General features: G+C 68.0%; 19 protein-coding genes. 8 read left to right on the top strand and 11 right to left on the bottom strand.

From position 1 onward, the window contains the following. The first annotated feature begins 2 nt into the window (after positions 1-2). Complete coding sequence (locus ACE3OK_RS00450) at positions 3-1154, top strand: DUF1501 domain-containing protein (protein ID WP_374247541.1); 1152 nt, start codon at positions 3-5, stop codon at positions 1152-1154. 88 nt (positions 1155-1242) lie between these two features. Next, on the top strand, positions 1243-1584 hold the full coding sequence (locus ACE3OK_RS00445) for a DUF4870 domain-containing protein (protein WP_374247540.1): 342 nt from the start codon (positions 1243-1245) through the stop codon (positions 1582-1584). Between the two features lie 73 nt (positions 1585-1657). On the opposite strand, the gene ACE3OK_RS00440 is transcribed toward ACE3OK_RS00445, so the two are convergent. From ACE3OK_RS00440 to ACE3OK_RS00415, 6 genes are all read right to left on the bottom strand, one after another. Beyond that, positions 1658-2896: a cysteine desulfurase gene (locus tag ACE3OK_RS00440; protein ID WP_374247884.1), complete on the bottom strand. Its 1239-nt coding sequence runs from the start codon at positions 2894-2896 to the stop codon at positions 1658-1660. A 32-nt stretch (positions 2897-2928) separates the two neighbouring features. Then, a complete protein-coding gene (gene sufD, locus ACE3OK_RS00435) occupies positions 2929-4182 on the bottom strand; it encodes a Fe-S cluster assembly protein SufD (protein WP_374247539.1) in 1254 nt (417 codons plus the stop codon). Then, a complete protein-coding gene (sufC, locus tag ACE3OK_RS00430; RefSeq protein ID WP_374247538.1) occupies positions 4179-4934 on the bottom strand; it encodes a Fe-S cluster assembly ATPase SufC in 756 nt (251 codons plus the stop codon). The genes sufD and sufC overlap by 4 nt, the downstream gene beginning before the upstream one ends. A 51-nt stretch (positions 4935-4985) precedes the next feature. Then, positions 4986-6431 (bottom strand): Fe-S cluster assembly protein SufB, encoded by a 1446-nt coding sequence (sufB, locus tag ACE3OK_RS00425; RefSeq protein WP_374247537.1) that lies wholly within the window; start codon positions 6429-6431, stop codon positions 4986-4988. A gap of 9 nt (positions 6432-6440) precedes the next feature. Continuing rightward, positions 6441-6890, bottom strand: coding sequence for an SUF system Fe-S cluster assembly regulator (locus ACE3OK_RS00420; RefSeq protein ID WP_374247536.1), 450 nt, complete (start codon positions 6888-6890; stop codon positions 6441-6443). Between the two features lie 63 nt (positions 6891-6953). Continuing rightward, positions 6954-7907 carry an alpha/beta hydrolase gene (locus tag ACE3OK_RS00415; RefSeq protein ID WP_374247535.1) on the bottom strand — a complete coding sequence of 318 codons (954 nt, stop codon included), beginning with the start codon at positions 7905-7907 and terminating at the stop codon, positions 6954-6956. 164 nt (positions 7908-8071) lie between these two features. Here ACE3OK_RS00415 and ACE3OK_RS00410 point away from each other — a divergent pair, with 164 nt between their 5' ends. Both ACE3OK_RS00410 and ACE3OK_RS00405 read left to right on the top strand, forming a co-directional pair. After that, a complete protein-coding gene (locus tag ACE3OK_RS00410; protein ID WP_374247534.1) occupies positions 8072-8323 on the top strand; it encodes a hypothetical protein in 252 nt (83 codons plus the stop codon). A 77-nt stretch (positions 8324-8400) separates the two neighbouring features. Further along, entirely contained in the window at positions 8401-8865 is a 465-nt protein-coding gene (locus ACE3OK_RS00405; protein ID WP_374247533.1) for an SET domain-containing protein, read from the top strand. Between the two features lie 9 nt (positions 8866-8874). On the opposite strand, the gene ACE3OK_RS00400 is transcribed toward ACE3OK_RS00405, so the two are convergent. Together ACE3OK_RS00400 and fusA are read right to left on the bottom strand one after the other, a co-directional pair. Continuing rightward, a complete protein-coding gene (locus tag ACE3OK_RS00400) occupies positions 8875-9441 on the bottom strand; it encodes a hypothetical protein (RefSeq protein ID WP_374247532.1) in 567 nt (188 codons plus the stop codon). A 252-nt stretch (positions 9442-9693) separates the two neighbouring features. Further along, positions 9694-11757 (bottom strand): elongation factor G, encoded by a 2064-nt coding sequence (gene fusA, locus ACE3OK_RS00395; RefSeq protein ID WP_374247531.1) that lies wholly within the window; start codon positions 11755-11757, stop codon positions 9694-9696. Positions 11758-12035: 278 nt separating this feature from the next. Here fusA and ACE3OK_RS00390 point away from each other — a divergent pair, with 278 nt between their 5' ends. Next, complete coding sequence (locus ACE3OK_RS00390) at positions 12036-12680, top strand: glycine zipper 2TM domain-containing protein (protein WP_374247530.1); 645 nt, start codon at positions 12036-12038, stop codon at positions 12678-12680. A 46-nt stretch (positions 12681-12726) separates the two neighbouring features. On the opposite strand, the gene ACE3OK_RS00385 is transcribed toward ACE3OK_RS00390, so the two are convergent. Genes ACE3OK_RS00385 through ACE3OK_RS00375 form a run of 3 tightly spaced genes read right to left on the bottom strand, consistent with a single transcriptional unit; the run spans position 12727 to position 16488 of the window. Further along, positions 12727-13332, bottom strand: a complete 606-nt coding sequence (locus ACE3OK_RS00385) for a PleD family two-component system response regulator (RefSeq protein WP_374247529.1) — start codon at positions 13330-13332, stop codon at positions 12727-12729. A gap of 58 nt (positions 13333-13390) precedes the next feature. Next, on the bottom strand, positions 13391-14281 hold the full coding sequence (locus tag ACE3OK_RS00380; protein WP_374247528.1) for a hypothetical protein: 891 nt from the start codon (positions 14279-14281) through the stop codon (positions 13391-13393). Between the two features lie 11 nt (positions 14282-14292). Beyond that, positions 14293-16488 carry a M1 family metallopeptidase gene (locus ACE3OK_RS00375; protein ID WP_374247527.1) on the bottom strand — a complete coding sequence of 732 codons (2196 nt, stop codon included), beginning with the start codon at positions 16486-16488 and terminating at the stop codon, positions 14293-14295. Positions 16489-16585: 97 nt separating this feature from the next. Between ACE3OK_RS00375 and ACE3OK_RS00370 the strand changes: the two genes are divergently transcribed. The 3 genes from ACE3OK_RS00370 (at position 16586) to ACE3OK_RS00360 (ending at position 21557) form a co-directional block, all read left to right on the top strand. Next, positions 16586-16939, top strand: a complete 354-nt coding sequence (locus tag ACE3OK_RS00370; RefSeq protein WP_374247526.1) for a GFA family protein — start codon at positions 16586-16588, stop codon at positions 16937-16939. Positions 16940-16941: 2 nt separating this feature from the next. Next, a complete protein-coding gene (locus ACE3OK_RS00365) occupies positions 16942-18993 on the top strand; it encodes a sulfotransferase (protein ID WP_374247525.1) in 2052 nt (683 codons plus the stop codon). Between the two features lie 86 nt (positions 18994-19079). Then, entirely contained in the window at positions 19080-21557 is a 2478-nt protein-coding gene (locus ACE3OK_RS00360) for a TonB-dependent receptor (RefSeq protein ID WP_374247524.1), read from the top strand. Positions 21558-21596 lie beyond the last annotated feature (39 nt).

The following is a 21596-nucleotide window of genomic DNA, read 5'->3' as shown; positions in this document are numbered from 1 at the left end:
CCATGCAACTCGATCGCCGCGGTTTCCTGGGGCTGGGGGCCAGTGCACTGGCATTGGCAGCGCTGCCGAAGTTCGCGCTGGCCGCCACCGGCCATGCGTCGACCCGCTTCCTGCTGGTGCTGCTGCGCGGCGGGCTGGACGGGCTGCACGCGCTGCAAGTACCGGGGGACCCGGCCTATGCCGCGCTGCGTGGGGAGTTCGTGGCCGGCAAGGGGCAGCCGCAGAGCCTGCGGCTGGACAGCGATTTCGCCCTGCATGGCGCGCTTGGCTTCATGGCCGGGCTGCATGCGCAGCAACAACTGCTGCCGGTGGTGGCGGTGGCCCCGCCGTATCGGCAGCGTTCGCATTTCGAAGCGCAGGATTGCGTGGAAAACGGCAACAGTGGCAGCGGCGGCGGCACCGGCTGGTTGAACCGCTGCGTGGCGGCGCTGCCAGGCGGCAAGGGGCTGGCGATCTCCGCGGTGATGCCGCTGGCGATGCGCGGCCAGGGGGATGTCGGGACCTGGTCGCCCCCGCTGGGTGGCCGCATCGACCCGATCCTCTGGCAGCAGTTGCAGCTGCTGTACGCCGCCGACCCGGCGCTGGCCTCCACCTTTGCGGAGATCGACACCGGCAAGGAGGGCATGCGGGCCGGCAACGGCGGGTCATTGCGACTGCCGCAGGCAATGGCGGCGGCCGCCCGGTTCATGGCGGCCGCCGATGGCCCGCGGATCGGCTTCGTCGAAGACACCGGCTGGGATACCCACGGTGGCGAACTGGGTGTGCTGGACCGCAAACTGGCCGAGCTGGATGCCGGAATCCGCGCCTTTCATGACGGCGCGCAGCCCATCTGGGCCAATACCGTGGTGGCGGTGGTCACCGAGTTCGGCCGCACCGCCGCCATCAACGGCACCGGCGGCACCGACCACGGCACCGGTGGCGTGTCCTTCCTGGCCGGCGGCGCGGTCAATGGCGGGAAGGTGGCGGGGCAATGGCCCGGGCTGGGCAAGCAGCAACTCAACGAGGGCCGCGACGTGCTGGCCACCACCGACATGCGCGGGCTGTTCAAGGGCGTGCTGCACGACCACCTGCACCTGGCGGCGGCGACGCTGGCGAGAACCGTGTTTCCGGACAGCGCGGCGGTGCCGGCGTTTCCGGGTCTGCTGCGCGCATGAGAGGCCGCCATGGATGGCCGGAACGGGGCCGAAATCGCGTACTCTTCCCCGACTGCGCATCCGCGCGATGACCCGGGAAACCACCGCAATGAACGACGTCACCTCTTCGTCCGAAGACCACAACCTTGCCATGCTCACCCACCTGTCCGGCATCCTGCTGGGCTTCATCGTTCCGCTGATCATCTGGTTGACCAACAAGGACAAGGCCGACAAGGCGTGGCTCACCGCACAGGCGGTGGAGGCACTGAATTTCCAGATCACCATCGCGATCGCCTACGTGGCCGGCTCGGTGCTGATGGCGATCCTGATCGGCTTCCTGATCATCCCGCTGGTGATCCTGGCCAACCTGATCTTCTGCATCCTCGCCGGGATCGCGGTGAACAAGGGCGAGAGTTACCGCTACCCGTTCGCGCTGCGTCTGGTGAAGTAATCCGCCGTCTGCGTGGCAGACGAGAAAAAGGCCGGGGCAACCCGGCCTTTTTCCGTTGCGGCGCGTGGCCGGTTCAGCCCAGCAGCCTGCGCACCTTGTGCAGGGCGACGATGAAGGCGTCGATTTCCGCGTGGGTGTTGTAGAACGCCAGCGAGGCGCGGCAGGTGGTGCCCACGCCCAGCCATTGCAGCAGCGGGTGCGCGCAGTGCTGGCCGCTGCGCACCGCCACGCCTTCCAGATCGAGCAGGGTGGCGAGGTCGTGCGAGTGCGTGCCGGCGATCGCGAAGCTGATCACCGCGGCCTTGTGCGGGGCGTTGCCGAAGATGCGCAGGCCTTCGATCTTCTGCAATTCTTCGGTGGCGTGTGCCAGCAGCGCTTGTTCGCGCGCCGCGATACGGGGCATGCCGAGCGCGGATAGATAGTCCACCGCCGCGCCCAGGCCGACGTGGCCGGCGATGTTGGGCGTGCCGGCCTCGAACTTGTGCGGGCCCTCGTTGAACACGGTGCCGTCGAAACGCACTTCCTTGATCATCTCGCCACCGCCGAGGAACGGCGGCATCGCATCGAGGTGTTCGCGGCGCGCCCACAGCGCGCCGGTGCCGGTGGGCCCGCTCATCTTGTGGCCGGTGATGGCGTAGAAATCGCAGCCGACCGCGGCGATGTCCACCGGCATGTGCGGCGCGGCCTGCGAGCCATCGATGACCGTCGTGATCCCGCGCTTGCGTGCCTCGCGGCAGATCTCGGCCACCGGGTTGACGGTGCCCAGCACGTTGCTGACGTGGGCCAGCGCCAGCAGCTTCACCTCGGGCGTCATCGCGGCGCGCAGCGCGTCGAGGTCGAGGCTGCCGTCGGGCAGCAGTTCCGCCACCTTGATGGTCGCGCCGGTGCGCTGGGCGATCAGCTGCCACGGCACGATGTTGGCGTGGTGCTCCATGCGGGTGACGAGGATGGCATCGCCGGCCTTGAGCCGCGGCAGGCCCCACGAATACGCCACCAGGTTGATGGCGAAGGTGGTGCCGCTGCACAGGATCAATTCGTCGCTGCGGATGTTGAAGAAGCGCGCCAGCTTGCCGCGCGCGCCTTCGTAGGCCTCGGTGGCCTCGGTGCCCAGCGCGTGCACCGCGCGGCTGACGTTGGCGTTGTGGCGCCGGTAGAAATCGTCGGTGGCGGCGATCACCGCCTCGGGTTTCTGCCCGGTATTGGCGGCATCGAAATAGATCAGCGGCTTGCCGTGCACCTGCCGTTGCAGCAGCGGGAAGTCGCCGCGCACCGCCGCCCAGTCGATGTTGTCCACTTTCTCCCTTGCGTGCAGGGGAGGGGTGGGGAGGGGGTGCCCTTCGCCGTTCACGCGCACGCTCCCAGCCTCGCCAACGCGCGGTCCAGTGCGGCGTCGGCCAGCGCACGGGTGGGGCCGTCGCCGATGCCGCCCACCACTTCGCGGCAGAACGCGCCGGTGAGCATGGCACGCGCCTGTGCTTCCGGCAGCCCGCGCGAACGCAGGTAGAACAGCGCGGTGGGATCAAGCTGGCCAACCGTGGCGCCGTGCGCGGCCTTCACTTCGTCGGCATCGATCACCAGCACCGGCTGGGTGTCGATCTCGGCATCGGCCGACAGCAGCAGGTTCTTGTTCGACAGCGCCGCCTCGGTGCCGTCGGCACCTGGGTGGATGGCGATGCCGCCATGGAACACCACCCGTCCACGCTGCCCGGCCAGCCCGCGCCAGGTCAGATTGCAACGGCTGTCGCGGGCAAGGTGATCGATGCCCAGCCGTGTCTCCACGTGGCGGCGACCATCGGCCAGCAGCACGCCGTTGGCGGTGAGCGAGGCGTTGCCGCCTTCCAGCCGCACATTCAGTTCATGACGCGACAGCCCCGCGCCCAGTTCCAGGTCGATGCGCTGGTAATCGGCTTGCTGCGCCAGCAGCACATCGGTGCGGGCAAACAGGCTGGCGCGCGCGGCGGCGTCCTGCACGCGCACGTGCACCAGGCGTGCGCCTTGCGCCACGCTTGCTTGCAGCAGCACATTGCCGAGGTGGGCGTGCTCGCCGGTGGCCAGCTCGTGCTCGACCAGGGTGAGGCGCGCACCCTCGTGCAGCACGATGCGGTGGCGCAGGTGCCAGGCGGCGTCGCCGTCCTGCGGGGCGCCGACGCTCACCACGTGCAGCGGCGTTTCCATCGCCATGGCGGCATGGACTTCAACCGCCACGCCTTCGCGCGCCAATGCGGCATTCAGTCGCGCAAACGGCGCATCGTGCGGGAGCGCGTCGGCGGCCACCGGCGCACCTGCGTGCGGCAGGGTCGACAGCGGGCGCACGTCGATGCCGGCCACGAGCCCGGCCAGGTCGCTGAGCACGGTGTCGTAATGGCCATTGACGAACACCATGCGCGGCGCGGGAATGGCGGCCAACTGCGCGGCCTCGATGGCCACCGCCTGCGCCGGCGTGAAGCTGCGGCGTTCCAGTGCGCGCAGCGAGGTGTACTTCCAGCGTTCCGCGCGCTGCGGCAGCCCGTCGTGCAGCACCGCGTCCAGCAGTGCGCGGCATCCGGTATCGGCGTCGGCGTCGATACCGGCGGCCAGTGAATCCAGCAGCGCGCTCATGCGGGCACGGCCCCGGCCTTGAGGAAGTCGTAGCCGTGTGCTTCCAGTTCCAGTGCCAGCTCCGGGCCGCCGGTCCTGACGATGCGGCCACCGGCCAGCACGTGCACCACGTCCGGCTTGATGTAGTCCAGCAGGCGCTGGTAGTGGGTGATGACGAGGAAGGCGCGCTCGGGTGAGCGTTGCGCGTTGACGCCGTCGGCCACCGCCTTCAGCGCGTCGATGTCGAGGCCGGAGTCGGTTTCGTCGAGGATCGCCAGCTTCGGTTCGAGCAGGGCCAGCTGGAAGATCTCGTTGCGCTTCTTCTCGCCGCCGGAAAATCCTTCGTTGACGCCGCGATGCAGCAGCTCGTCCTTCAGGTGCAGCACCGCGAGTTTCTCGCGCACCTTCTTGAGGAACTGCATCGAGTCCAGCTCGGGCTCCCCGCGGGTCTTGCGTTGCGCGTTGTAGGCGGCGCGCAGGAAGTAGGTGTTGTTCACGCCGGGGATTTCCACCGGGTACTGGAAGGCCAGGAACACGCCGGCGGCGGCGCGCTCTTCCGGTTCCAGCTCCAGCAGCGGCTTGCCGTCGAACTCGATCGTGCCGGCGGTCACCTCGTAGCCGTCGCGTCCGGCCAGGATGTTGCCCAGCGTGGACTTGCCGGCGCCGTTGGGGCCCATGATGGCGTGCACCTCGCCCGCCGCAACGGAGAGCGAGAGGCCCTTGAGGATGTCCTTGCCGGCAACGCTGGCGTGGAGGTCGGTGATCTTGAGCATGTGCGTTTCCAATAGGTTCTTTCGAGTCCGTCCCCAGGGGGATGGAGAAAATCAGCCGACCGCGCCTTCCAGCGTCACGTCCAGCAGCTTCTTGGCTTCCACCGCGAACTCCATCGGCAGTTCGCGGAACACCTGCTTGCAGAAGCCGTCGACGATCATCGACACCGCGTCCTCCTGGCCGATGCCGCGGCTGCGGCAGTAGAACAGCTGGTCGTCGCTGATCTTCGAGGTGGTCGCCTCGTGTTCGACGGTGGCGCTGGGGTTCTTCACCTCGATGTAGGGGAAGGTGTGCGCGCCGCAGGTCTTGCCGATCAGCAGGCTGTCGCACTGGGTGTGGTTGCGCGCGCCGTCGGCGCCGGCGGCGACCTTCACCAGTCCGCGGTAGGTGTTCTGGCCGCGCCCCGCGCTGATGCCCTTGCTGACGATCTTCGACTTGGTGCGCTTGCCGATGTGCACCATCTTGGTGCCGGTGTCGGCCTGCTGGTAATGGTGGGTCAGCGCCACGCTGTGGAATTCGCCGGTGGAGTCGTCGCCGGTGAGGATGCAGCTGGGGTATTTCCAGGTGATCGCGCTGCCGGTCTCCACCTGCGTCCAGGTCACCTTGCTGCGCGCGCCGCGGCATTCGGCGCGCTTGGTGACGAAGTTGTAGATGCCGCCGACGCCGTTTTCGTCGCCGGGGTACCAGTTCTGCACGGTCGAATACTTGATCTCGGCGTCTTCCAGCGCCACCAGTTCCACCACCGCGGCGTGCAGCTGGTTCTCGTCGCGCATCGGCGCGGTGCAGCCCTCGAGGTAGGACACGTGGCCCTTGTCCTCGCAGATGATCAGGGTGCGCTCGAACTGGCCGGTGTGGCCGGCGTTGATGCGGAAGTAGGTGGAGAGCTCCATCGGGCAGCGCACGCCCTTGGGGATGAACACGAAGCTGCCGTCGGAGAACACCGCCGAGTTGAGCGCGGCGAAGTAGTTGTCGCCCACCGGCACCACCGTGCCGAGGTACTTCTTCACCAGCTCCGGGTGGTTGAGGATGGCGTCGCTCATCGAGGTGAAGATCACCCCGACCGCGGCCAGTTCCTTCTTGAAGGTGGTGCCCACGCTGACCGAGTCGAACACCGCGTCCACCGCCACGCCGGCCAGCTTGGCGCGCTCGTGCAGCGGCACGCCCAGCTTGTCGTAGGTGTCGATGAGTTCCTGCGGCACTTCGTCCAGCGACTTGTACTTCGGGCCCTTGGGCGCGCTGTAGTAGCTCAGTGCCTGCAAGTCGATCGGGCCGAGCTTGAGCTTGGCCCAGTCGGGTTGCTTCATGGTCAGGAAGTGGCGGTAGGCCTCCAGCCGCCACTGAGTCATCCATTCCGGCTCGTGCTTCTTGGCCGACAGCGCGCGGATGATGTCCTCGCTCAGCCCCGGTGGCAGCGATTCGGTTTCGATGTCGGTGATGAAGCCGGCGTCGTACTTGCGCCCCAGCTGTTCGTGGATCTGCGCGTTTTGTTGGTCACTCATGGATTGTCCTCAAGCCGTCGCCAGGCGGGCGGCGATGCGCCCGCGCGCAGGGCGTTGCGGGGGTTCCAGCATCTGCGCCAGTGAAATGCCGGCCAGTGCCTCGGCCACCACGTCGTTGATGCGGCGCCAATTGGCACGCACGCCGCAGCTGTGTTCGATGCCGCATTGGCCGCTGGGCACGCTGCATTCGGTCATGCCCAGCGGGCCCTCCATCGCTTCCACGATTTCCACCAGGCTGATGGCCTGGGGGGGGCGGGCGAGGCGGTAGCCGCCGTTGGCGCCACGGAAGCCCGCCACCAGCCCGGCGGCGGCCAGCGGCTTGAGCAGCTTGGCCACGGTGGGCGGCTCCAGCCCGGCGCGGTCGGCCAGTTCCGGTGCGCTGAGCACGGCATCGGGCCGCGCGGCAAGCACGGTCAGGACGACGGTGGCGTAATCGGTGAGCCGGGTGACGCGGAGCATGGTGGGGCAGGCGGGTTGAATCTGGACTGAAATTGTACGTTTTGACGCCGCCGCCGCCAAGTTTCAGCGCCTGACCTGCATCAAGCGGCGGTCGATCCAGTCCGACACGCTGCGGGTGTAGGCCGAAGGCAGGCCCAGGTCGGCGTTGATCTCGCCGTGTTGCAGCGCCTCGGGCAGCACCTGCATCGGCACCCCCAGGTCGCGGGCGCGCTGGTCGAACTTGCGGGCCTCTGCACAGGGCGAGGTGGGGACGTTGCGCGTGCTGGAGCAGACCAGCAGCATGGGCAGGGCGTTGCGGTCCAGTTGTTGTTGCGGCGAGGCTGCGCGCCAGTACGCCGGGTCGTTGCCGAACGCATCCCGATACAGCTGCGGCAGCCGCGGTTGCGACATCAGCGCCGGTACATCCAGTGCGCCGCTGTCCAGCGACACCACGCCTACCGGGCGCTGCGCCCCGGCCGCACGCAGCAGGGTGTCGGGCGCACTGCCGAGCAGCGCCACCAGGTGCGCGCCCGCCGAGTGCCCCATCAATACCACCCGTGCCGGGTCGGCGTTCCATTGCCGCGCGTGCTGCTGCACGGATGCCAGCGCGGCGGCGACATCGCGGGCCTGCGCCAGCGGGTCGGCCTCCGGCACCAGTCGGTTGTTCACCGAGACGAACACATAGCCCTTGTCCAGCCAATAGGCGGCCTTGTTGTCCACCACGTTGGCCATGGCCTTGTCGCCGCGCCGCCAACCGCCGCCGTGCACCATGAACACGATCGGTGCATCCGCGTGCAGGTGCGCCGGCAGGTACGCGTCGTAGCGCTGCTTGGGGTCGCTGCCGTAGGCGATGTCGCGCTGCACGCGGGTGCCGGCCGGCAAGCCGGACGCTTGGCCACGATCCTCCTGGCCCGCTTGCGCACGACGCTGTTCCATGCGCTGCATGAGGCGTTCGCGCAGGCGTTGCTGGGCGGGTGCAGGCGCGGCGGCGCTGGCGAGCAGGGACAGCGCCAGAAGGCCGATGATCGTGGTTCGCATGGCGGGGATTCCGTGGTGTCGGGGATGGCACTGTCAACGCATTGCACGGGTGCCGGTTGACCATCGGTGACAGGTGTCAAGTGCGATGCCTGACGGTTGGCCGTGGTGGCGGCGATGACGCCGCGGAGAATGCGAGGCGTCCAATCCGGACGCAGGAGCAGGCCATGCAAACCCACTTCAAGCCGCAAACATTCTTCGCCGACACCTTGCAGGCACAGGCTGGCGAGCTGATGCAGCGTGTCAGCACCAGTGCGCCGGGTGCGGAACGCTCGCGGCTGCTGCGATGGCTGCTGGTGGGGGGGGCGCTGTTCATGCTGTGGCGGGTGGGGCGCAGCGTGAAGAAGCTGTTCTGGGCGCTGTTCGGCGTCGGCATGGCGTTGTACTGGAGCGGTGCCCTCTGGTGGCTTTCGCGCTGACAGGGGGATGTGGCCGTGGCGATGACGCGGGCCTCCGCTTGCGCCAGAATGCGCTTTCCCGAACGCTCGCTGCCCCGATGCCGAAGAAGATCGCCACCCGCAAATCCACCATCCACGGCAACGGCATGTTCGCCGTGGCCGCGATCGCCAAGGGCGAGCGCCTGATCGAATACAAGGGCCGGCGGCGCACCCACGACGAAGTGGATGCCGGCGACAGTGGCGATATCGAAAGCGGCCACACCTTCCTGTTCACGCTGAATGAGGATTGGGTGATCGATGCCAATTTCGAAGGCAATTCGGCCCGTTGGATCAACCACAGCTGCGCGCCGAACTGCGAGGCGGTGCTGGTGGAAAACGATGCCGATCCGAAGCGCTCACGCGTGTTCATCGAGGCCGTCCGCACGATCAAGCCCGGCGAGGAGCTGACCTACGATTACGGCATCACCCTGGCCGAGCGCCACACGCCGCGCCTGAAGAAGATCTGGGCCTGCCGCTGCGGCGCGAAGACATGCACCGGGACGATGCTCAAGCCCAAGCGTTGAAGCGCGCCGTCAGTCGCCTTCGCCTGGCCAGCTGATGCCCAGTTCGTCGATGACCAGGTTCTTGTCCAGCCCGGGCCAGCGCGGATCGTCGCTGCGATAGCCCGCATCGCCCAGGGGCCGGGCGATGTCGCCCGCGCCCTCCCGCACGGCCAGCCGCACGCGACGGAACAGGCGCGCGCCTTGCGGGTTCGCCAGCTTGCCGCCGTGCCAGTCCTGCACGGTGCCGCCGTAATCCCAATCGAATCCGTAGAACGTGATGGGCGCGCCATTGCGTTCCACCAGTTCGGCCAGGGTCATGCCCGGATGCAGGCCGTCGGCGGTGTGCCACTGGTTGCCGGCACCGCGGATGCGCAGTTCCTGGATCGGGGCGTCCTTGTCCTGCGCATCCAGCACCAGCTCCAGCCGCTTGCCGGCATCGTCCGGGAACAGCACCAGCGCGGGAATGGGCTCTGCCTCCGCGCCCGGCAGGGTTTCCTCGCGCAGGTTGTCCTTGCCGTAACGGGCCGCCAGTTCGGCCTCGGTGGTCATCGGCCCCAACTCGCCGGGCAGCAGCCAGTCATTGGCAGGCGCGGGCACCGGCACGGGGGGCGGCGCAGGCATCGCCCGCGGGGCGGGCGTGGCCGTGGGTGCGGCGTGGGCAGCGGGTGCCGGAACCGGCGCGGGTGCGCGCGAGCAGGCGGACAGCAGGGCAAGCGTGATGGGCAGGAGGCGCCGGGGCCTGGCGTGCATGCGGGGTGCCGGTGGGGCGATGGAAACGCCCACGATATCGCAGGCGTCGCCGGGTAGCGGAGGCGGATGCGCGCCGGCCGGCACGCATCCGTGCGGGGCTCAATCCTCTTCCGGATGCGGCTTCCAGTTTTCCGACAGTTTTTTCTGCACCTGCGCAGGCACCGGTTCGTAATGGCTGAAATCCAGCGCATAGCGGCCCCGTCCGGCGGTGGCTGATTTCAGTTCGGCGGCATAGCCCTCCAGCTCCGACAGCGGCACCTGCGCGCGAATGACGATGTCGCCGTCACGCAGTGCATCGGTACCGCTGATGCGGGCGCGCTTGGACGCCAGGCCACCGCTGACGTCGCCCATGAATTGCTCGGGCGCACTGACCTCGAGTTCCACGATGGGTTCCAGCAGTTGCGGCTGGGCCTTGCCGATGGCATCGAGGAAGGCGCGTTTGCCGGCCGCCACGAACGCCACTTCCTTGCTGTCCACCGGGTGGTGCTTGCCGTCGAAGACCACCACCCGCACGTCCTGCATCGGGTAGCCGGCCACCGCGCCACCGGCCAGCACCTGGCGCACGCCCTTTTCCACCGCCGGCAGGAATTGCCCGGGGATGGTGCCGCCTTTCACTTCATCGACGAATTCGAAGCCGCGGCCGCGCGGCAGCGGTTCGACGCGCAGGAACACCTCGCCGAACTGGCCGGCACCGCCGGTCTGCTTCTTGTGCCGGTGGTGGCCGTCGGCGCGGACGCTGATGGTTTCGCGATAGGCGATGCGCGGCGGGTGGGATTTCACTTCCACCGCAAAGCGATCCTTCAGCCGTTGCAGCATCACCCGCAGGTGCAGGTCGGACAGCCCGCGCACCACGGTTTCGTTGGTTTCCGCGTGGTGTTCCACCACGAATGCCGGGTCTTCCTCGGACAACCGCGCCAACGCGGTGGCAAGTTTCTGTTCCTGGCCCTTGCTGGCCGGTTCCACCGCCAGCCCGAACATCGGGCGCGGGAAGGGCATCGGTGCCAGGTGGATGTGGTCCTCGTCGTGCGAGTCGTGCAGCACGGCATCGAAATGCAGTTCGTCGACCTTGGCCACCGCGGCGATGTCGCCGGGTACCGCCTGCGCGATTTCGATGTGCTCCTTGCCCTTGAGCTTGAACAGGTGCGCCACCTTGAACGGCTTCTTGCCGTCGTCGACGAACAGTGGCATGTCCTTTTTCAGCGTGCCCTGGTGGACGCGGAAGATGCCGAGCTTGCCGACGAAAGGGTCGTTGACGATCTTGAACACGTCGGCGATGACGTGCGCGTCCGGGTCGGGAGCGCCGGCGATCGGCCGGGCATCGTGGCCGCGGCCCTTCATGAAGGGGGGCGGGTTGGCCTCGCCGGGATGCGGGAACAGGCGTTCGGCGATGTCCAGCAGTTCGCGCACGCCCGCGCCGCTGCGCGCGGAGACGAAGCACACCGGCACCAGGTGGCCTTCGCGCAGGCATTGCTCGAAGGCGTCGTGCAGTTCGGCGGCGGACAGGCCTGCTTCGCCCAGGTCGAGGAAGTGGTCCATCACGGTTTCGTTGATTTCCACCACCTGGTCGAGGATCTTCTGGTGCCAGTCCGCCACCGGGCCGAGGTCGCTGCTCTCATCGGCCGCGCTGCCGTCGCGGCTGCCGAAGCAGTCGATCACGCGCGTGCCGCCATCGGCGGGCAGGTTGACCGGCAGCACCTCCGGGCCGAATTCGGCGCGCAGGGCATCCAGCAGGGCCGCGGCATCGTGCCCGGTGTGGTCGATCTTGTTCACCACGATGGCCCGGCACAGCCCGCGCTGGCGGGCGTATTCCAGCATCCTGCGGGTGCCGTGGGCGATGCCGGTATCGGCATCCACCACCACCGCCACGGTATCCGCCGCCGCCAGTGCGCCCAGTGCGGGGCCGCGGAAGTCGGGATAGCCGGGGGTGTCGAGCAGGTTGACGTGGATGCCGGCGTGGTCGGTGCTGGCGATGGCGGCATCGATGGAGTGGCCGCGTTCCTTTTCGATCGGGTCGAAATCCGAAACCGTGTTGCCGCGTTCGACCGTGCCTGCCGTCTGCAGTGCGCCGCCGGCATGCAGCAGGGCTTCGAACAACGTGGTCTTGCCGGCGCCGGGGTGGCCCGCCAGGGCCACGTTGCGGATCTGGTGTGTGCTGTAGGACATGAGCCCGTTCCTCCTTCGCGCGCGAATGGACGTGGCGTCATGGCTGTCCGCGTGGTGCGCCGAAGCGGCGGGCGCTCGGCGGGCGGTCATGGCGGGCTTCCACCATAGCGCAGCCAAGGCCGTTGTCGTCTTGCGCTGCAACATGCGGGTGCGGGAAGTTGTCGGTTGGCTGAACACGGGTTCGGTGGCGGCCGGTATTCAGCTTTGCGTCAAGCGGCGCGCCGCAGTGTGGGCGTGCGCCGGACCCTTTCCCATTTCCCGGTTGCGGGGAGACCATCATGAAGCGTTTCGTCATCACCTTGCTGGCTGCGGGCCTGGTCCTGGGCAGCAGCAGCGCGCTGGCCCAGTCCAGCTACGACGGCTATGGACGCGGCGATTACGGCAATGCGGGCAATTCCGGCGGCGATGTCTATCGCGACTACGCGCGGGTGATCCGGGTGGACCCGGTCCTGGCCGATGGCGGCTATCGCGATACCGGAAGCTATGGCCAGCGTTGCCACGACACCACCACCGCCAGCACCTATTACGACAATGACGGTTACGGCTACGCGGGTGGCCAGCGCCGGGCCGGCAGCGACGGCGGGCGCACCGCCGCCACCATCGTCGGCGGCATCGCCGGTGCGGTGTTGGGCAGCAAGATGGGCGGCGGCAGCGGCACCTACGTGACCACCACGGTGGGCTCGATGCTGGGCGGGATGGCCGGGCGCGAGATCTACAACCAGAGCCACACCCGCAATGGCACCGTGCGCGTGTGCGACCCGGTGCCGGTGCGCGATGGCTATTCGGGCTACCCCGGCTATGACGACGGCAATGCCGGCGGCTACGACGTCACCTACGAGTACAACGGGCGTCGCTACACCCGGCGCATGAGCTACAACCCGGGGGATCGCATCCGGGTTCGCGTGGACGTGCAGCCGGAGTAGCGGGCGATGACGCGGCCGGGATGCAGTGCGTGCGTCCCGGCGCGGTTCAGCCGGCCGGGCGCGTGATGGCTTCGGCGCGCACGGCCGTGCGGCTGATATGGCGCGGGGTGCCGGTGTCGTCCAGCAAGTGCTCGATGCGGTTGAACACCTCGGGGCGCGAGAACGGCTTCTTCATGAAATCGTCGGCACCGATGCGCTGCACGTAGAACTGCTCGGTGGCCTGCGCGTTGCCGCTGATCATGATGATCGGCACGTCCTTGGTGGCGGGGTCGCGGCGCAGGGTGCGCAACGCGTTGAAGCCGTCGATGCCCGGCAGCACGATGTCCAGGAAAATCAGGTCGGGCACTTCGCGGCGGGCGATCTCCAGCCCGCTTTCACCGTCGTAGGCCACCAGGACGTCGTAATGGTTCTGCTGCAGCATGCGCTTGAGCAGGGCCACGATGGTGGGCGAGTCGTCGATCACCAGGATGCGGGTGCCGGGGCGCGCGTTGCGGCGATCCTTTTCACGACGGTCGTTGCCGTTGTGCGCGTCGAGCTCGGCGAGTGCGTCCTCCGGGGTGCCGGCGGACGTCTCCCGAAGCGATGCCACGGCAGGCACCCCCGCTGCCGCAGGGGCAGGACGCTTGCGCTTGAACAGATCGAAGATGGACACGTGGAGGTACTTCCCGGTTTGGCCCCGGGAAGCAGTTTAGCCTGAATGGCCGGCGGGATCAGCGCCGGCCGTGGGCGTCTTCGGCCAGCGCGCGCATCGCAAACAGCCGTGCCACCCGGCCCCAGGCGAGGGCCCCGGCGATCAGGCAACCCAGCAGCGTGGCCAGCAGGTAGCCGCCCATGCCGGATGCCCCGACATGGCCGCGCAAGGCCAGCAGCAAAGCCGCCAGCAACAGGCTGAGCACGGTGGGCAGCAGGTAGGCCGACAGCACGGCCAGCGGGCGGCGGGCCAGCAGCCCGGTGCCGCGCCACCAGGCCTTGATCGCCGAGCGCAGGCGCGCATCGGCCGCCAGCCAACCGCGCCCGGCCTCGACCCCCGCATGTGCCAGCAGCACCAGCAAGCCACCGACGGCGAGGGCGATGTTGCGGCCGTGCTCGAGATCGGCCTCGAGGATCGCGTGTTCGTGGATTTTTTCATTGAAGCCCACGGCTGCCGACAGCACGACCAGGGCCAGTCCGATCGGCAACGCCGACCACAGCAACAGTCGCAGCAGCGGCCCGTACTCGCTCAGGCCACCGCGCAGCAACTCGCCGAAACCCGGCGCGCTGCGACTGCGCGCGGCCACCACGGTGGCCCCGGTGAGCAGCGGCGAGAGCAGCAGCATCAACAGTGCACCGTCCTGGGCCCCGCGCAGCAGCACCTGCATCGGGGCGGTGCGCGCCAGCAGCCCATCCAGCAGCAAGGCCGGGGCTTGGCCTGCGGCCATGGCGGGGGCGTGCACGGAGACATCCAGCAGGCTGCCCAGCCAGGTTTTCACCGGCAGGGCGGCCAGCAATGCGCACAGCAGGCTGGCAAGGATCCACAGCAGCAACAGGCGCCATTGCAGGGCGGTGAACAGGGCGCGCGGGGCGGCGCTGCGGGCACGAAGCGGGCGGGTATTGGCATTCATGGGCGCGCCTCTCAGATCGTGGCCAGCAGGGTGAAGAAGGATTGCAGCATCGCCGTGAAATCACCGAACCAGCGGCGCGAGGCCTGCGATTGCGGTTCCAGCGTGCGGCTGTCGTTGAGCTTGTTGGCATCCAGTCGCAGCAACTGGTCCGGGTCCAGCTGCGCGGAAACCGCCTTGACCGGAGTGACCAGCACGAAGCGTTCCCAGCTGGACTGCGACGTCACCGGGAAATCCCGATGGCTGCCGTCGGCGAAGGCAATGCGCAGGGTCTGCGGCGGCTTGACCGCATCGCGGCGCACCACCACGACCGTCCGGTACGGGAACGCACCCTGGCCGTCCTTCGCGTTCGGGTGCGCCTGCTTCCAGTCCTTGCGGCGCTTGGCAATGGCCTTGTCGATGGCGGCGCGGCTCAGCAGCACCTGCTTGCCCCGGTACACGTGGTAGCCGGGCAGCGGCAACACTTCATCGCTGGCCAGGCTGTCGATGCGGTCGTCGGTCTTGCCGGTGCCGTAGATGGTGGCGTCGAACGCGGCATGCACGATGTCCGGCTTGCCGGTGCCTTCGGCCAGTGCGTCGCGCAGGTCGGCCAGCGAGGGGTGGCGGAATTTCCAGCGCGCGTAATACAGCCGCATGCCCCGTTCCATCGCCGGTGTCCCCACCAGCGCCTCGATCTGGCGCATGGTGGTGGCGGTGCGCGAATACACCGTGTTGTAGCTGCCGTCGGACAGCCGCACCCAGGAATTGCGGCCCAGCGGGTCGGCCGGGTCGGCCAGGTTGGCGCTGATGCGTTCCATGTCGAACGGGGTCAGCGAGGTGCCGATGCCGAACGCGTGCAGCCACGGCCGGGTGAGGTTCAGCAGCTGGTTGCGCGAGGACATCATGCGCTGGTCCCAGTACTCGTTCATGCCCTCGTCGAGCATGGGTTCCTCGAACTCGTTGGAGCCCAGGATGCCGTAGAAATAACCGTGGCCGAACTCATGCACGGTGACGAAATCCAGCATCCAGCGGCCCAGGCTGCCGGGTGCCACTTCGGTGGTGTTGTCGGCGGTGAAGAAGGTGGGATATTCCATCCCACCGGCTTCCTTGGCGCCATAGGGCGGCACCACGGCAGTGGCGGTCTTGTACGGATAGGCACCCAGGGTCTTCGAGAAATACGCCAGCGAGTCGATGGTGGCCTGCGCCACCGGTTCGGCATTGCTGGCATATTCCGGGTGATACAGCACCTTCACTTCCACCGGGCCCAGGGGGCCGTTCCAGGTCTTGACCAGCGGCGGCGCGTAACGCTTGTCGGCCGTCCACGCGAAGTCGTGCACGTCGTCCTGCAGGTAGCGGTGGGTGACCTTGCCGTTCTGCTCTGCCGGCGTGCCGGCCAGTTGCCCGGTGGCACCCACGGTATAGCCCTTGGGCACGGTGATGCGCACGTCGTAGCTGCCGTAATCGGCGTAGAACTCGCTGTGCAGGTGGAACTCGTGGGCGTTCCAGCGCGGCGCGGTGGCCCCGCGCTCGCCCGGCAGCTCCAGCACGCCGATCTTCGGGAACCATTGGCCCACCAGGTGGAAGCTGCCGTAATAGCCGGTGCGCGCCACCACGCGCGGCAATTGGTCGAAGAAGGCGATGTCCAGCGTGGTGCTGGCACCGGGTGCCACCGCCTGCGGCAGGTCGATGCGCACCACGCTGCGGTCGGTTTTCGGGCCGTTGTCCGGCTGCACGAAGGTCCATTTCGCCGCCGCGCCGTTCTGCGCCACCTTGTCGAGGCGGATGTAGCCGTATTCGCCATCGGCAGTGGCGACGTTGCTGCGGAAGCCGCCGGCACTGGCGCGCTGCTCGCTCATGAAGGTGCTGCCGGGGCCATCGAAGCCGTTGAGGTACAGGTGCACGTAGATGCTGCACACCGGCTGCGCGCTGCGGTTGCGCCAGGTCAGCTGTTGCTTGCCGGTGATGGTGTGCTTGGCCGGATCAAGCTCCGCATCGATGGCGTAGCGCACCACGCGATCGGACAAGGTGGCTTCCTTGCCGCTGCGGGCACCGCCCCAGGCATTGGCGGCACTGGCGGTACGCACCGCGCCGGCATCGCGGCCGGCCAGCGGGATGGCCGTGCAGCCGGTGGCAGCGGGGGCGGCAATGGCGGCGGACGTTGCGGCGAAGGCCGGAACCGGAGACAGGGCGAGCAGGGTGGACAGGGCGGCAATCGCCCGGTGGCTGTGCATGGGGGCTCCGGCTGGGGCTGGCGTAATTGTCCAACGATGTGGGAACGGCGACGACGTGGCAACATGCCGCAAGTCACGGTTCGACGGAGGAAATGAGATGGCTCTGCATCATGGAAGCTGCCATTGCGGCAGGATCGCGTTCACCGTCGAAGGCGAGATCGCCACGGCGGCCGACTGCAATTGCTCCCTGTGCCGCCGGCGCGGCGGGTTGCTGGCGTTTTTCCCGCACGCGGCGTTCCACCTGGAAACTCCGGAGGCCGACGTGGCCACCTATACCTTCAATACCCACGCCATCCGCCACCATTTCTGCCCGGTGTGCGGGGTGGCGCCGTACAGCGAAGGCATGAATCCCAAGACCGGCGCGGCAATGGCGGTGGTGAACCTGCGTTGCCTCGATGACGTGGAGCTGTCCACGTTGAAGGTCGTGGCTTTCGACGGCGCCAGCCTTTGAGCATGCCGTCCGCTGACGCCATGCCGGCGGCACCGACGGCCGGGGTGGATGCGGCACTGGCGCATGCGCTGCGCCTGCTCGATACGCAGCCGGCGTTGGCCGCCGAACAGGCCGAAGCCGTGCTCGAGGTGGTGGCCGGCCATCCCGGGGCCGTGCTGATCCAGGGCATGGCCGCCAATGCGCAGGGCGCATTCGAGCGCGCCGAAGGCATCCTGCAACCGCTGGTGCAGGCGCAGCCGGGTGCGGCCCAGGCGTGGCTGGCATTGGCGCGCGCGCAAGCCGGGCGGGGCCGGCGTGCAAGCGCGAAAACCAGCGTGCAGCACGCGCTGCGGTTGCAGCCCGCGGCGGCCGATGCGTGGCTGGCGCTGGCCGACCTGCATTTCGAGGACGGCGATGAAGACGCTGCCAATGCCGCGTACCTGCGGCATGTGCAGACCAGCGCCCGCAACCCGGACCTGATGCGCGCCGCCGATGCCCTGGCGCAGGGCGACGTGCCCGCAGCGGAAACCTGGCTGCGGGCGCGGCTGGCGCGGCACCCCACCGATGTCGCCGCGCTGCGCATGCTGGCCGAACTGGCGGCGCGGCTGGGCCGCAACGACGAGGCCATCGCGCTGCTGGAGCAGGTGCTGGCGCGCGCGCCGGGGTTTGCCGCGGCGCGGCAGCACCTGGCCATCGTGCTCAATCGCGGCAACCGTCACGCCGAGGCGTTGGCGGAACTCGATACCTTGCTGACACAGGACCCGGACAACGCCGCGCTGCGCAACCTGCATGCGGTGGTGCAGGGCAAGCTGGGTGATTTCGATGCGGCGCTGGCCGATTACGAGGCGGTACTCGCCCAGGCACCGACCCAATGGACGGTCTGGCTGGGCTACGGTCATGCGCTGAAAACCGCCGGTCGCACCCCCGACGCGGTGGCTGCCTATCGTCGTGCCATCGCGCTGCAACCGGGGTTCGGCAGCGCGTGGTGGAGCCTGGCCAACCTGAAGACGGTGCGTTTCGATGCCGGCGACATCGCCGCCATGCGCGCGCAACTGGCGCGCGTCGACCTCGACGACGATGCGCGCCTGCAATTCGAATTCGCACTGGGCAAGGCGCTGGAGGATGCCGGCGAGGACGCCGAAGCCTTCGCCCACTACGCCCGCGGCAATGCCCTGCGGCGTCGGCAATTGCCCTACGACGCGGCGATGGGGCGGGAGCGCACCCGTCGCGCCATGCGCACGTATTCGGCGGAATTTTTCGCGGCGCGGGCCGGCAGTGGCTGTGCCGCGCCCGATCCGATCTTCGTGGTGGGCATGCCGCGCGCCGGCTCCACCCTGATCGAGCAGATCCTGTCCAGCCATCCGCAGGTGGAAGGCACCATGGAGCTGCCGGCCATCATCGCCATCACCCGCGAGTTGCGGCAGCGCGACGGCAATCCGGAAACCACCTCCTACCACGACGTGCTGGCGCGGTTGCCGCCGGCGGAACTGGCGGCCCTGGGCCAGGACTACCTGCGTCGCGCGCAGCCGCAGCGGCGCGAGGGCAGGCCGCTGTTCATCGACAAGATGCCGAACAACTTCGCCCATGTCGGCCTGATCCACGCGATCCTGCCGAACGCGAAGATCATCGATGCGCGCCGCCATCCGCTGGCTTGCGGCTTCTCCAACTTCAAGCAGCATTTCGCCCGCGGCCAGGCCTTCAGCTACGACCTGGCCGATTTCGGCCACTACTACGCCGACTACGTGGCATTGATGGCGCATTTCGACACCGTGCTGCCGGGGCGCATCCACCGCGTCTTCCACGAGGACATGGTGGAGGACACCGAGGCGCAGGTGCGTGCGTTGCTGGACCATTGCGGGCTGGCGTTCGATGCGCGGTGCCTGCGGTTTTTCGAAAACAACCGGGCAGTGCGCACCGCCAGTTCGGAGCAGGTACGGCGGCCGATCAACCGCGAGGGCGTGGACCAGTGGCGGCGCTTCGAGCCGTGGCTGGGGGCGCTCAAGGAGGCATTGGGGCCGGTGTTGGCGCACTATCCCGCCGTGCCACCGGCAGCGGTGTTGCCGATTTGGTGTTAAAAACACGCATGCACCGGGGAGGGCCGGTGCCCGCCGAGCCGCAACGCCACACAAAAACACGTCGTTTCCCTGGAGGGGAGTCCAGCATGTCCACGATCACGCACAACCAACACCCGTACGCACTGCGACAGCAGCTGCGCAAACTGCCCCTGGCGGCCGCCGTGGCGCTGGTGCTTGCCGCGCCCGCGTGGGCGCAGGACGCCGCACAGGCCGGCAAGGACAAGGAAACGCGCACGCTGGATGCGGTCACGGTGACCGCGCAGAAGCGCGAGGAAAACCTGCAGACGGTGCCGATCAGCCTGCAAGTGCTGGGCAATACCCAGCTGGAACAGCAGAACGTCCAGAGCTTCACCGACTACGCCAAGCTGATCCCCAGCCTGAGCTACGGCACCGCCGGCGGCGGCGTGTTCTCGGGGCCGGGGTTCGTGCAGGTCTACATGCGCGGCGTGGCCAGCGGCGGCGATGGCAACCATTCCGGCCCGCAGCCCAGCGTGGGCATGTACCTGGACGAGCAGCCCATCACCACGATCGCGGGCGCGCTGGACATCCACATGTACGACATCGATCGCGTCGAGGCGCTGGCCGGGCCGCAGGGCACGCTGTACGGCGCCAGTTCGCAGGCCGGCACGGTGCGCATCATCACCCGGAAGCCGGATCCGACCGGTTTCTCCGCGGGGTTCGCGGTGGAGGCCAATGCCATCGACGGTGGCGGCGTCGGCCATGTGCTGGAAGGCTTCGTCAACCTGCCGGTGCACGCCAATACCGCGGCGGTGCGCCTAGTGGGCTGGGAAAAGCATGACGCCGGTTACGTGGACAACCTCCACGGTACCCGTACCTATCCCACCTCGGGCATCACCGCCGACAATGCCGCCTTCGCGGAAAAGAACTACAACACCGCCGATACCTACGGCATGCGTGCGGCGCTGCGGTTCAACATCAATGATCGCTGGACGGTGACCCCGCAGCTGATCACCCAGAAGCAGAAGGCTTATGGCAGTGCCGGCGTGGACCCCAACGTGGGCAACCCGGCGATGGGCTACGACAGCTCGAGCGCCGACATGGCGGTCAAGCATTTCTACCCCGAGTTCTCCGATGATCGCTGGTACCAGGCGGCGATGACGGTGGAAGGCAAGGTGGGCAATTTCGACCTGACCTACGTGGTCTCGCACCTCAAGCGCGACGTGGATTCGGAGGTCGATTACAGCGACTACGGCTACTGGTACGACACCCTGCATGGCTACGGCCAGTATTTCGTGGATGACAACGGGGCTTTCGTCAACCCGGCGCAGCACATCAAGGCGAAGGATGGTTACACGCGCACCAGCCACGAATTGCGCATCACCTCGCCGCAGGACAAGCGCCTGCGCCTGACCGCCGGCCTGTTCTGGCAGCAGCAGAGCCACGACATCTTCCAGCGCCTGATGATCGACGGGTTGGCGGCCTCGGTGGGGGTGCCGGGCTGGCCCAGCACCATCTGGTTGACGGCGCAGCGGCGCACCGATCGCGACGAGGCGCTGTTCGGCGAGCTTGCCTATGACCTCACCGACAAGCTGACCCTGACCGGCGGCATCCGCACCTTCCGTGCCAACAATGCGCTGAAGGGCTTCTTCGGCTACGGCACCGGCTTCAGCAGCGGTACCGGCGTGGGCGCGTGTTTCTCGCCCGAGCAATTCCACGGCGCGCCTTGCACCAACCTCGACAAATCGACCCGCGAGCACGACTCGCTGGGCCGGGTGAACCTGACCTGGAAGATCGACGACAAGAAGATGGTCTATGCCACCTGGTCGCAGGGCTATCGCCCCGGCGGCATCAACCGCAAGAGCACCCTGCCGCCCTACAAGTCGGACTTCCTGACCAACTACGAGCTGGGCTGGAAGACCTCGCTGCTGGGCAACACGCTGACCTTCAACGGCGCGTTGTTCCGCGAAGACTGGAAGGATTTCCAGTTCTCCTATCTGGGCCAGAACGGGTTGACCGAAATCCGCAACGCCAACCAGGCCCGCATCAATGGCGTCGAGATGGACGTGAATTGGGCGGCGACCTACAACCTGCAGATCACCGGCGGCATGGCCTGGTACGACGCCAAGCTGACGGCCAATTACTGCGGGTGGTTGCGCCCCGATGGCAAGCCGGAAACGGTGTGCCCGAATGGCACGCTGGATCCGAACGGCAACGTGGTCACCGGGCCGCAGGCGCCGGCCGGCACCCTGTTGCCGATCACGCCGCGGTTCAAGGGCTCGGTCAATGCGCGCTATACCTTCGACCTGAAGGGCGGCGAAGCCTATTGGCAGGCGTCGTTGTCGCATGCCGGCAAGCGTCGGGTGGACCTGCGCCTGGCCGAAGATGCGCTGTTTGGCGATCTGGACGGTTACACGCTCACCGATTTGGCCGCCGGTTGGCGCAAGGATGCCTGGTCGTTCGACGTGTTCCTGAAAAACGTGTTCAACACTCGCGCGCAGATGAGCCGCTTTGCCGAGTGCCCGGCGGCGACCTGCGGCATGCAGTCCTACACGGTGTTCGCGCAGCCGCGTACCGTGGGGGTTCGCGTCAGCCGCGAGTTCTGAGCCTTCGCGCGCTGTCCGTTGCAATGAAGAAGGCGGCCC

Source organism: Thermomonas sp., assembly GCF_041905325.1.
Classification (GTDB): domain Bacteria; phylum Pseudomonadota; class Gammaproteobacteria; order Xanthomonadales; family Xanthomonadaceae; genus Thermomonas.
This window is presented reverse-complemented; position numbering and strand designations above follow the sequence as displayed.